The sequence below is a fragment of the Agrobacterium salinitolerans genome (assembly GCF_002008225.1).
Lineage (GTDB): Bacteria > Pseudomonadota > Alphaproteobacteria > Rhizobiales > Rhizobiaceae > Agrobacterium > Agrobacterium salinitolerans.
Map to the genome: position 1 here is coordinate 43,831 of NZ_MRDH01000038.1, position 12,226 is coordinate 56,056.

At 60.0% G+C, this 12,226-nt stretch carries 9 protein-coding genes and 1 tRNA gene; 6 read left to right on the forward strand and 4 right to left on the reverse strand.

What is annotated here, in order from left to right; genetic code table 11:
- Positions 1-54 precede the first annotated feature (54 nt).
- Entirely contained in the window at positions 55-3,804 is a 3,750-nt protein-coding gene (podJ, locus tag BS627_RS22550; RefSeq protein ID WP_077985388.1) for a cell division protein PodJ, read from the reverse strand.
- Here podJ and BS627_RS22555 point away from each other — a divergent pair.
- From BS627_RS22555 to BS627_RS22585, 6 genes are all read left to right on the forward strand, one after another.
- Positions 3,771-4,100, forward strand: coding sequence for a hypothetical protein (locus BS627_RS22555; RefSeq protein WP_165691362.1), 330 nt, complete (start codon positions 3,771-3,773; stop codon positions 4,098-4,100). The two genes, podJ and BS627_RS22555, sit on opposite strands and share 34 nt — an antisense overlap.
- An 80-nt stretch (positions 4,101-4,180) precedes the next feature.
- Positions 4,181-5,977, forward strand: a complete 1,797-nt coding sequence (locus BS627_RS22560) for an acyl-CoA dehydrogenase C-terminal domain-containing protein (protein WP_077985389.1) — start codon at positions 4,181-4,183, stop codon at positions 5,975-5,977.
- A gap of 37 nt (positions 5,978-6,014) precedes the next feature.
- Entirely contained in the window at positions 6,015-7,223 is a 1,209-nt protein-coding gene (locus BS627_RS22565) for an acetyl-CoA C-acetyltransferase (protein WP_077985390.1), read from the forward strand.
- Between the two features lie 145 nt (positions 7,224-7,368).
- Positions 7,369-9,585: a 3-hydroxyacyl-CoA dehydrogenase NAD-binding domain-containing protein gene (locus BS627_RS22570; RefSeq protein ID WP_077985391.1), complete on the forward strand. Its 2,217-nt coding sequence runs from the start codon at positions 7,369-7,371 to the stop codon at positions 9,583-9,585.
- 155 nt (positions 9,586-9,740) lie between these two features.
- The gene (locus BS627_RS22575; protein ID WP_077985431.1) at positions 9,741-10,172 is read left to right on the forward strand and encodes a hypothetical protein; all 432 of its coding nucleotides are present in this window, start codon (positions 9,741-9,743) and stop codon (positions 10,170-10,172) included.
- A 239-nt stretch (positions 10,173-10,411) separates the two neighbouring features.
- A tRNA-Phe gene (locus BS627_RS22585) sits at positions 10,412-10,487 on the forward strand.
- A 178-nt stretch (positions 10,488-10,665) separates the two neighbouring features.
- Here the strand turns inward: BS627_RS22585 and BS627_RS22590 are convergent.
- The 3 genes from BS627_RS22590 to BS627_RS22600 all read right to left on the reverse strand — a co-directional run bounded on the left by BS627_RS22590 (position 10,666) and on the right by BS627_RS22600 (position 12,157).
- Positions 10,666-11,316: a Fic family protein gene (locus tag BS627_RS22590; protein WP_077985393.1), complete on the reverse strand. Its 651-nt coding sequence runs from the start codon at positions 11,314-11,316 to the stop codon at positions 10,666-10,668.
- Positions 11,317-11,508: a hypothetical protein gene (locus BS627_RS22595; protein ID WP_077985394.1), complete on the reverse strand. Its 192-nt coding sequence runs from the start codon at positions 11,506-11,508 to the stop codon at positions 11,317-11,319.
- 316 nt (positions 11,509-11,824) lie between these two features.
- Positions 11,825-12,157 carry a helix-turn-helix domain-containing protein gene (locus BS627_RS22600; RefSeq protein WP_077985395.1) on the reverse strand — a complete coding sequence of 111 codons (333 nt, stop codon included), beginning with the start codon at positions 12,155-12,157 and terminating at the stop codon, positions 11,825-11,827.
- Positions 12,158-12,226 lie beyond the last annotated feature (69 nt).

The window sequence follows — 12,226 nt, forward strand, 5'->3', positions numbered from 1 at the left end:
TGCGCCGGGCTGAGCGAAAGCGGCCAAAGGGCCGCTTCGCCGGTTCTTGAATGTTTATTTGTTGCGGGCGAGAAGCGCGGTGACCAGTTCGTTGGTAATGCGCCCGTCCGGGGTCTGGCCCACGGATTTCTGGAAGTCCTTGATGGCCGTCACGGTGTTCTTGCCGAGCTTGCCGTCAGGTTGGCCGGCATCGAAACCGTTCTTGTTCAGGATCGCCTGAATGTTGCGGATCGCCTTTTCCATGTCCACGGAGGCGGTCTTCACGCCCTCCTTGCCAGCCCATTCCTCCGGCGGGTTGACGCTGTTGGCGTCTTCCGAAAGCGGCTTGACCTTCCAGGCGTCCACCTTGGCCTTTGCGCTCTGAAGCTGCTGCGGGTTCAAGGCCCCCGCAACTTCGTCGCGCTTCTGGGCGGCGTCGGCGTCACCATCCTTGGCTGCGATGGCGAACCACTTGTAGGATTCCTCGATGTCCTGCTTCACGCCGCTGCCGCGCGCATAAAGAATAGCGAGATTGAACTGGCTGTCACGAACGCCGAGGTCGGAGGCTTTGATGAACCATTGCGCGGCGGCGGCGAAATCCGGCTGACCGGCCGCATCGGAAGCGAGCAGGACGGCGAGATTATGCATGGCGCCCGCATTGCCCTGTTCCGCGGCCAGCGTGTAATAGCGCTTGGCTTCGGGAAGGTTACGTTCGACGCCGTTCGCCTTCTCGTAAAGATTGGCGAGGCGATATTGCGCGGGTGCGAGGCCGCGATCTGCGGCGAGTTTGTACCACTTTGCCGCCTCGGTGCGGTCGGCGGCAACGCCGCGGCCATCGGTGTAACGGGCTGCGATCTCGAACAGCGCCTGCGTGTCCCCCTTGGCGGCCGCTTCGGCAAGCGAAGCGGGTTCGATGCCGGCGGGAACGGTGATGGCGTCCTGGACGGGAACAGTCGTGGCGGCAACCTGTGCCGGAGCCGAGGGTTCGTTCTGCGCGACGGTGCCGGAATTTGCCGCATCCACGGCGGGAACGTCGGCAACCGGCGGCTCGTCAGGCAGCGGCGCGCCGCCGATGGTGCGTGGATCGATGATATTTTCCGCCGGTGCGGTGTTTTCGATGCTGTCGGCGGATGCGGCCTGTTCCGGATCGATGGCGAGATCGGACGGAATGGTCACGGCCTTCTCACCCGTTTCGGGAAGCGCGGAAACCGGGCCCTGGTCCGTCTTCTGCTCGATGATCGGCGCCGGAGCTTCCGCGCCGCCGATCAGCGTCTTGACGAGCGGCATGGCCATCATTGCTAGAAGAATGGCGCCGATGCCGAGCAGCAACGGGCGACGATAGCGCGAAAGCGTGGAGGTGTCGGTCTTGCGGCTCTTCTTGCCTGTGTCCAGCTTCTCCGGCGATGTTTCCATGGCGGCGGCCTGCGCTGCACGACGGGCGGCGGCAATGAAATCCGTCCGTCCTTCAGCGTCTGCGGCCTTGCCGCTGGCGGCCACCTGGCTGGCGCGAACGCGCTCGAGGATTTTCTTGATATCGGGCGCGCCCGAACCAGGCTCCAGAAGTTCGTTCTCCTGACCGGCAGGCAGAACGTCGATCGGATCGAGCGACGGGGCGGGCTCAACCTGCGTGCGGGAGGAGGAGGAGGCCGATATCGGTTCTTTTTCGGCTTTGACGGTCTTTGCAGTACCCGTTTTGAAACGCTTCGTCAGGCCGGCGAGCAGGCTCTTTTTTTCCACCTTCGCGGGTTTCGCTGCAGCAGGAGGCACGATGGCGTCCGCATCCTTCTCGTCGGCGTCGAGAATGGCCTGTTCTTCGGCAATATAACCCTCTTCCGGGAAAACGGCGGCCGGCATGGACACATGTTCGCGCGCGGGGACCGCCCCAGGTTGCGCAACGCTGTGCTGCGCGGCCTGTTCGCGGTAGACGGGAGCATTGTCGAGGTTGTCCAGCCGGCCGGCAATCTGCACCAGCGTCTCATGCAGCGCTTCGAATGTGCGGTGCGTACGTTCTTCGGTATTGCGGCTCAAGGCTTCGAGACTGCGCAGATCGGTCGCAAGATCGGTTAGCATGCTCATGTCGGCAAGGCTTGCGCCGGCCGAGAGATTGTTGCGGGTATAGGCGTCCAGAACGGCCTCGGCCGCCTGCCGGGCTGCCTCGATGATATATTCGTCGTTGGACGCCATGTAGTCTTCGATGGCCGCCATGCGGGCGTCGAGTTCAGGCGGCATGGCCGCGGCCTGCATCTGCACCGGCTGGCTGATCAGCGTCGAGAGATGGGCGATCTGGTTTTCGAGGCTTGCGAGCGCATGGCTGTCGGCGGGCGCGGCATGGGCGGTCTCGTCGAGGCGGGCGGCAATGTTGCCGAGCCGCTCTTCCAGACGCGAGAAAGCGCTTTCGCTGAGGTCCGATGCCGGCTGCGGCTGGCTGTAACGATAATCGAGGTCCTCGATCCGCCGGGAGAGCAGGTCGAGCCGCTCGGCCAAGCCGTCATTGACGGCGCCGTGATCCAGCGCGTCGATCTTGCGGGAAATATCGCTGAGGAAAGAGGTCAGTTCCGCCTGTTGCGAGGGGCGCTGCGACCGTTCCAGAAGCAGCGACAGCTGGTCCAGCCGCTCATGCAACTGCGCGGCGTCGCGGGCGGTGCTGAGTTCGTCGATCTTGCCGGCCAGCGCTTCAAGGCGGGCGGTGAGGTCCGGCGCCGGTTCAGGTTTTGCGGCGGCAAGGCGGTTGATGTCGCCAAGCTGTTCGGCAAGGCCGTTCAGCCGGTTCTCCAGACGCTGCGCCAGCGCATTGTCCGTTGCCTGCGCATTGGCGCGCGTGCCGGATGCGGCAATGGCGCGGCTGATTTCATCCAGCCGCTGGTCGAGACCGGAAAACTGTTCGGTAAAGGCCGCTTCGTTCGGCTGAATGTGCTTGCCGAGCTGCTCCACGGCACTGGCAATCGCAATCAGCTTGTCTTCGAGCACGCGCACGGCCGGATTGTTGCTCATGCCGCGAAGCTGCGTCTTGATGTCATCGAGACGATAAGCGAGCGAAACGATCTCATCCTGCAACGCGCCGGCGTCGAAACCGCGCAGCGTGTCTTCCACATTGTTCCAGCGGCTTTCGATCCGGTGTACGCTGTCTTCGCGTGCCAGCTGGTCGATGGTGGCGCGCAGGTCCTCGAATTCGTTGCGCAGGCCATAAGCGTCAGGGGACGCCAGATTGCCGAGCTGGTCGATGCTGCCGGCCAACCGCGCGATGTCGTCGCGCAGGTCGCCGATGAATTGCTGGTCTTCCGCCACCGCGCGGATATTGCGGATTTCGGCACGCAGTCCCTGCGCTTCGCGGGCAACGCCCTCGGCAATATCGTGCTTCAGCTCGTGTCGCAGATTGACCAGCGCCTGGGCGATCTCCTGCAGGGCTGCGTCATCGCGCTGCGGTTCCTGATGGGGCGGCATGGCACGGGCGCGCGGCGCGGGAGCGGCCGTCTGCTGGGTTTCCCTCGAGCCATATGCCGGCGCGAGCGGCCGGGTAATCGTCCGTTCCGGGCGGACGGCGGGTTCCTGCGGGCGCTGGAAGCTTGCCTCGAGAAGACGCTGGCGCTGGCGGATTTCGTTAACGGGATCAAGCTGCGGTGGCGTAACGGCAGCGCGGGGCTCACGCGACGCGGCATAGGCCTCGATCTTGGGCTCTGCCTGAGCGCTCGCGGATCGCGGATCGCGCGGGAATTTCTGGCTCATCAGCCCCTCAATGCGGGCTTCAAGGCCTTCAATGGTGCGATTGAGAGCATCAAGAGACGACCTGTCGCTTGGCTGTTGGTTTTTCGATCGCAATCCGTTCATCTTTTCGCTCGCTTCGCTTCCGCCCGCTGTGCCCGGTTATATGTCGCGACGTGGCCTGCCTGAACACGCCGTCGCCGCAACATGCAGCAATTCCAGAGCCGGTATTTGCCCCCGTTGAGGAAAATGCGCCGAGTACGAAGCAGTTACCTCTGTCGGGAGAATTCACGAAACGTGGTAAAGAAGTGGTTAACTATGGTCGGAATTTTTTAACTTTTACGGCGCATGGCCGCCTGACGCCGGGCCGGATATACGTTGCGCGAAAAAGGAGAAGGAATATTCCGCCGAAATTTATTTGACGTTTACGCGCACGTCAAATATTGTCATCCCATATCGGCCGGATTATCGCCGGCGCCCACGATGCGGAGGAACATCGGTAATGCCTGTTTACAAGGCCCCAGTCAAAGACACGCTTTTTATCCTGAACGACGTTCTTGGCCTCGAGCGGTATAACAACCTGCCCGGCTTCGAGGACGCAACCCCCGACATGATCGAGGCCATTACCGGTGAAGCCGCAAAGCTTGCCGAAGAGCGGCTTTTCCCGCTCAACCTTTCCGGTGATCAACAGGGCTGCAAGCGCGCCGATGACGGTTCGGTTTCGGTGCCGGATGGTTTCAAGGATGCCTATGACGCCTATTGCGAGGGCGGCTGGATCGGCCTTGCCGTGCCGCCGGAATTCGGCGGACAGGGACTGCCCTACACGCTGCATGCCGCCATCGGCGAATATATGTCGTCCGCCAACCTGTCGCTGATGATGTATCCCGGCCTGACGCAGGGCGCGATCGCTGCGATCCTCGTGCACGGCACGCAGGAACAGAAGGAAACCTATCTGCCGAATATGGTGGGTGGCACATGGTCCGGCACCATGAACCTCACCGAACCCCATTGCGGCACCGATCTCGGCCTGCTGCGCACCAAGGCAGTGCCGCAAGGCGATGGTAGCTACAAGATTTCCGGTCAGAAGATCTTCATCTCCGCCGGCGAACATTCCATGACTGACAATATCGTTCATCTGGTGATCGCCCGCATCGAAGGTGCGCCAGAAGGCACCAAGGGCATTTCGCTGTTTATCGTGCCGAAGTTCCTTGTCAAGGAAGACGGCACGCTCGGCGAGCGCAACGGCGTCACCTGCGGCGCCATCGAACACAAGATGGGCATTCACGGCAACGCCACCTGCGTCATGAACTATGATGGTGCGACGGGGTATCTCTTGGGTGCGGAGAACAAGGGCCTCTCCGCCATGTTCGTGATGATGAACGAAGCCCGTCTTGGCGTCGGCCTGCAGGGTCTTTCCGTCGGTGAGATCGCCTATCAGAACGCTGTCGAATACGCCCGAGAGCGCATTCAGGGCCGCTCGCTTTCCGGCGCGAAATTCCCGGACAAGAAGGCCGATCCGATCATCGTGCATCCAGATATCCGCCGCACGCTGATGACCATCAAAGCCTATAACGAGGCGGGCCGCGCCTTCCTGCTGTGGACGGCGCTGCAATCCGACATCGCCCATCGCTCAACCGATGAGAAGGAGCGCCAGACAGCGGATGACCTGCTCGGCCTCGTCACGCCAATCCTCAAAGGCGTTTTGACCGACAAGGGCTTCGACCACGCCGTGATGGCGCAGCAGGTCTTCGGCGGCCATGGCTACATCGAAGAACATGGCATGAGCCAATATGTCCGCGATGCGCGTATCACCATGATCTACGAAGGTGCCAACGGCATTCAGGCGCTCGATCTGGTCGGTCGCAAGCTCGGCATGAATGGCGGCCGCGCCGTCATGGCACTGTTCAAGGAAATCGGCGATTTCTGTGAGGAAAACCGCGCTGATGAAAAGCTCAGCCTTTACACCAAGGGCCTGAAGAAGGGCTTGAACGACCTGCAGGCCGCAACCATGTGGTTCATGCAGAACGCCATGGCCAAGCCCGACAATGCCGGGGCCGGTTCGACCGATTATATGCATCTCTTCGGCATCGTGGTGCTGGGTTACATGCAGGCGCGCATGGCGAAAGCCGCCAGTGAAGCGCTAGCGGCAGGCAGCACTTCGGACGAGGATTTCCTCAAGACCAAGCTTGTCACGGCGAAGTTTTACATGGAGCGCATCATGCCGGAAACGGCGCTGCGCAAGGCCCGCATCGAAACCGGCGCGGACACCATGATGGAACTGGCTGCGGAAGCATTCTGAGAAGGTTGGCGGTAAACACGCCGCAGGGAGAGAGTTTATGACCGACGTATTTATCTACGACCATGTCCGCACCCCACGCGGACGCGGCAAGAAGGATGGCAGCCTGCATGAGGTGCCCTCCGTTCGCCTGGCCGCCAAGACGCTGGAAGCCATCCGCGATCGCAACGGGCTCGACACCTCTGCTGTCGATGACATCATCATGGGCTGCGTCGATCCTGTCATGGATGCCGGCGCGGTGATCCCGAAAGCCGCCGCCTTCGAAGCCGGTTACTCCAACAAGGCGCCGGGTATGCAGATCTCGCGCTTCTGCGCCTCGGGTCTCGATGCCATCAACTTCGCAGCCGGCAAGGTCAAGGCCGGCTCGGACGATATCGTCATCGCCGGCGGCGTCGAAAGCATGTCGCGCGTCGGCATGGGCATGTCTGGTGGTGCCTGGTACATGGACCCCTCGGTCAACTTCCCGGCCTTCTTCATGCCGCAGGGCGTTTCGGCCGATCTCATCGCCACCAAATACGGCTTCTCCCGTGACGATGTCGATGCTTATGCCGTCGAGAGCCAGAAGCGCGCGGCGCATGCCTGGGAAAAGGGCTATTTCAACAAGTCGGTCATTCCGGTGAAGGACCAGAACGGTCTGACGATCCTTGATCGCGACGAGCACATGCGCCCCGGCACGGATATGCAGGCGCTTGCCTCCCTCAATCCTTCCTTCCAGATGCCGGGTGAAATGGGTGGCTTTGAAGCCGTCGGCATCATGGCCCACCCGGAAGTGGAGCGGATCAACTACGTGCACCACGCCGGCAACTCTTCCGGCATTGTCGATGGTGCCGCCGCCGTGCTGGTCGGCTCCAAGGCGGGCGGCGAGGCGATGGGCGTGAAACCCCGCGCCCGCATCAGGGCTTTCGCCAATATCGGTTCCGATCCGGCGCTGATGCTGACCGGCCCGGTGGATGTGACCGAGAAGCTCCTGAAAAAGACCGGAATGTCGCTTGCCGATATCGATCTCTTCGAACTCAACGAAGCCTTCGCCGCCGTCGTCCTGCGTTACATGCAGGCTTTCGACATCAGCCATGATCGGATGAACGTCAATGGCGGCGCCATCGCCATGGGCCATCCGCTGGGTGCAACGGGCGCGATGATCCTCGGTACTGTCCTGGATGAGCTGGAGCGGCGCGATCTGAATACTGCGCTCGTCACACTCTGCATCGGCGCGGGCATGGGCACGGCGACGGTTATCGAGCGGGTTTGAGGCAGCGGCAACACCCCCGCTTCCGTCATCCTCGGGCTTGACCCGAGGATCCATGCCAGAGGCGCTGGATGGTCGGGTCAAGCCCGACCATGACGGAAAGGAAGAGTTGGCCGCGTCGGGAAATTTGAGGGAAGAGGAATCCCAAATGAGCACTTACACCAATTTCACCATCGAGACGGACGCAGACGGCATTGCCCTCGTCACCTGGGACATGCCGGAAAAATCCATGAATGTCTTCACGTCAGACGTTCTCGAAGAACTGAACGCTATCGTGGATGCCACAGTAGCCGATGCCGCCGTGAAAGGCGTGGTCTTCACGTCAGGCAAGAGCACCTTTTCCGGGGGTGCCGATCTCTCGATGATCAAATCAATGTTCTCCTTTTACCACGAGGAAAAGGCGAAGAATCCGGACGAAGCGGCCCAAAAGCTGTTTGATCTCGTCGGCAGAATGAATGGCCTGTTCCGCAAGGTCGAGACTAACGGCAAGCCCTGGGTCTCGGCCATCAACGGCACCTGCATGGGCGGCGCATTCGAATTGTCGCTCGCCTGCCATGGCCGCGTGGCCTCCAGTGCCAAGAGCCTCAAGATCGCCCTGCCGGAAGTTAAGGTCGGCATCTTCCCCGGCGCCGGCGGCACCCAGCGCGTCTCGCGCCTGACGGACGCGCAATCCGCCTTGCAGATGATGACGACCGGCCAGTCGCTGACCGGCGCGCGCGCCAAGGCCATGGGGCTGGTTCATCAGGTGGTGGAGCCGGATCAGCTGGTCGCAACCGCAAAGCAGATGATCAAGGACGGCCTGAAGCCGGTCGCACCTTGGGATGAAAAGGGCTTCAAGGCCCCCGGCGGCGGCATCTGGACGCCGGCCGCAGCTCAGCTCTGGCCGGCCGCACCGGCCATCCTGCGCCGCGAAAGCGCCGGTAACTATCCGGCCGCCCTCGCCATCCTGAAATGCGTGTATGAAGGCCTGCAATTGCCCTTCGATACCGCGCTGAAGGTGGAGCAGCGTTATTTCACCGAAATCCTGCGCTCGAAGGAAGCCTTCGGCATGATCCGCTCGCTGTTCATTTCCATGCAGGAACTGGGCAAGGGTGCGCGTCGCCCGGCAGGCCAGCCGAAGACGGAGTTCAAGAAGGTCGGCGTCGTCGGCGCGGGCTTCATGGGTGCTGCCATGGCCTATGTCACCGCCGCAGCCGGTATCCCCGTCACGCTGGTGGACCGGGACCAGGAAGCCGCCGACAAGGGCAAGGGCCATTGCGAGGAAAGCGTCAAGGCCGCCATAACCAAGGGCAGGCTGACGCAGGATGAAGGCAAGGCCCTGCTCGACCTCGTTACCCCGACAGCGGATTACGCCGCGCTCTCCGACGCCGATCTCGTCATCGAAGCCGTGTTCGAGGACCGCGACGTGAAGAAGGCCGTCATCGAGGCCGTGGAAGCCGTGTTGCCTGAAGGAGCGATCTTCGCCTCCAACACCTCTACCTTGCCAATCACTGGTCTTGCGAAGAACTCCAAGCGCCCGGTGGATTTCATCGGCATCCACTTCTTCTCGCCGGTCGAGAAGATGATGCTGACGGAAGTGATCCTCGGCAAGGAAACCGGCGACAAGGCGCTCGCCGTCGCGCTGGACTATGTGGCGAAAATCAAAAAGACCCCGATCGTCGTCAACGATACACGCGGCTTCTTCGTTAATCGCTGCGTGCTGCGCTATATGGCGGAAAGTTACGACATGCTGATCGAAGGCGTTCCGCCCGCCATGATCGAAAATGCCGCTAAATTCGCCGGCATGCCGGTCGGCCCGCTGGCGCTGAACGACGAGGTGGCGATCGATCTTTCCTACAAGATCCTGAAAGCCACCGTCGCCGATCTCGGCGAAAAGGCGGTTGATCCGCGCCATATGGAACTCGTGAAGAAGCTGGTGGAAGGCGAGGGCCGGTTCGGCCGCAAGAACGCCAAAGGCTTTTACGACTACCCGCAAAAGCCCGCCAAGAAGTCCCTCTGGCCCGGCCTGAAGGATCTCTATCCGCAGCAGAAGCCCGAGGACGTGGATATGGAGGTACTGAAACAGCGCTTCCTCGTCACCGTGGCGCTGGAAGCCGCCCGCACGGTGGAAGAAGGCATCGTCACCGATCCGCGTGAGGCAGATGTCGGCTCCATCCTCGGTTTCGGCTTTGCACCTTATACCGGCGGCGCGCTGTCCTACATCGATGGCATGGGCGTCAAGACCTTCGTGGCACTCGCCGAAAAGCTCAGCGAGACCTATGGCCCAAGCTTCAAGCCGACGCCGCTGCTGAAGGAGATGGCCGCCAAGGGCGAGACCTTCTACGGTCGCTTCGATCCTTATGCCAGCGCCGCCAAGGCGGCCTGAGGCTTCACGCGAGACATTGTACAGGCCCTTCGGGGCCTGTTTTATTATGTCTGCCTCCCCGCTTTCCGTGCATCCTTTGCTCAGTTGAGGCGTTGAAGGGGCTGACCGGGCAAAACTGCCCGCCGCAGCAATTTAGCATGCGTCAGGAGACAACGATGAAAGCACCACTGCGATCCCACGGTTTCGACAAGCCATCCGACCTGGACGACGAATTGGCCGAACTGGAGGAAGAGGCCGAAGCTGTAGCTGCCGAAGCAAAGGCGGAAAAACCCGCAGCCAGGAGAACGCGGACCGCAAATACCATCGACCCGTCGCTGCGCGCCGAATTGGACGAGCTTCGCAAACAGGTCGACAAGATCCGCCGCGATGTCAAACGGTTGGAGGCTGCCCAGCATTCCCGCCACGCGCCCGCACGGCCCCACCAAGAGCGCGACGGCGAGAATTCCCGCCTGATGACGGTGGTGCGCTCCGTCGCCGTCACCTCGCTTGCCAGCCGCATCTTCGCTTCCTCGCCCGTCATGGCGGCGCTGGTGGCTGTGGTGCCTTTCGCGCTTGGCCTTGCCGCACGACGCAATGAGGGGGCGTAAGCCGCTACCTGCCGCGCCGGCACCCGCTGGCCCGGCGGATGCCCAGGAGCGGGTTTTCCGCCGCAATCCGGCCTTCGCCGGGCAGACTTTCGAGCCATCCACAGGCACCGTGAAAAAACTGTCAAAAAACTTCGCGATGGCGCTTGCCATGTCCGAACAAGATGTTATAACCCCGCTCACTTTCGGGGCACCAAATAGCCCCGCCCGCCAAAAGCGGAGGTTCTTCAAGGACCTGAAGTGCCCGGATAGCTCAGTTGGTAGAGCAGCGGATTGAAAATCCGCGTGTCGGTGGTTCAAATCCGCCTCCGGGCACCATTCTAAGCCCTTAGAAACGTGATTGTTTTAATAATCGTTCTTTTCTTGGTTTGGTTGATGCTGGTGCAATCATCACGTCGAGTATTTCGAATGCTACATCTAAACTGCTGGTCGCGTTTCAACAGCTAGAAGCATCGGCGGCGCATCTCTCGGATTGTTGGTGCGGGGCGGTTTTTGATTAACTCTGGTCTAGATTATCTTCATCACCAAGAGGAGCGTCTTCATCATCAACAACTACATCTGCTACCTGAATGTCCAGAAGCTCTGATAGTAAGGTGTGGAGGGGCGCCAAATTGAGATTTGGCAGAGAAGCATCTACCTCTTGAAGAGCGGTGACATACCGTGCGCGGTTTTCTGTCAGTAACTCGGGGAGTATCTTTTCGCCAGGGAGTAGGGCTCCCAGCTTTAAACACAACACAAAATAACAAGAAGCGCGGGCTGTTCTACCGTTGCCGTTGATGAATGGATGGATGTGATTAAGTCGCCAAAGTACGAAACTTGCCAAGACGACCGGGTCAAGTGATTCCCAGTTTCTGTTAACTGTGTTGACGAAGTCGTCCATGAGCGCGCTGACACGGTAGTGTTGCGGCGGTTCGTAAGTACCTACGGTTACTGGGCAGGGGCGGTATTCACCGGCATTCGTATGTAGGCACGTGATGGCTTGAAAATTTAAGGCTTTAATTACGTGTTGAGAAAGAAAGGGACGTCCTATTTCCAAGGATGTCTCCACAATAGATTTCAGGAAGTCGTATTGGCGGTTGCCGTTGGCAATCGCCAATTTTTGATAACTAGGATTTGCTTCTGTTCCAGTTAATTCAAATAATATCAATTATGCGCTCTTCCGACCTTCGATGTCCGCCAGCGCCTTCGTAACTTGTGCGCGCGTGACGGTGCTCGAGTCGGAAAGCGAACCCATAATAAAGGACACGCGCTGCTTGTAAAGCTCCTCGGCAGTAAGCTTTCGATCAGCAGCTGCACGCAGACTCTTTAACAGGGATTCATTTGTTTTCAGGTCTGTCATAGCTTCGCTCCTAAGATTGCTTCATTCACAGTAAGCCCATGATTCCAAACAATCTTCTTCTTTTTGTTTTGGACAAACTAGTTGGAAGAAGACGTGTAGTCAACTAGCCCAAAGGAGGGTTTGTTCCAACTTCTTACGTGCACGTAACTTTTGCATCAGCATTTTACAAGCCTTGTCAATTAGTTAACATGCGCAGGTAAATGGGTTATTAAATTTTACCTACAAAACTAGGCTGGAGTGTGGCTTGCGGGCAAAGCAGCCGTCGACTTCTGCCGCGGGGAGCGAACCGCCTCCTTTGTCGGTCAGTAGCTGTAGGTCACCGACCGATAAAAGCTTCCAGCATACGAGTCACTCGTACAAGGTCATCCTCATTCACATTCGCGAGTGCCGCATTCACGCGGTGAAGTAGACGACCGCGTTCGCCTTCAGGTGCAATAACAGTACCGGAGCCGAAGAACGCGATGGCGGGAACGCCCAAGGCTTTTGCGATACTTTCGATGGTTTCAAACGACGGCGAAGCGTCGCCACGTTCGAGTCGTCCCATCATCTCAATCGAAAGGTCGGCCTTTTCGGCAAGGACTTCTTGCGTCAGGCCCAACGCTTTCCGGTGATGGCGAATATTGCTGCCGAAAATCTTTCTAAGTTCCAATCGCTACCCTCCGAACTGGAGGGACAGTCGCCTTTGTGACTTTGCGACTTAAGGCATTTCTATTGCTGA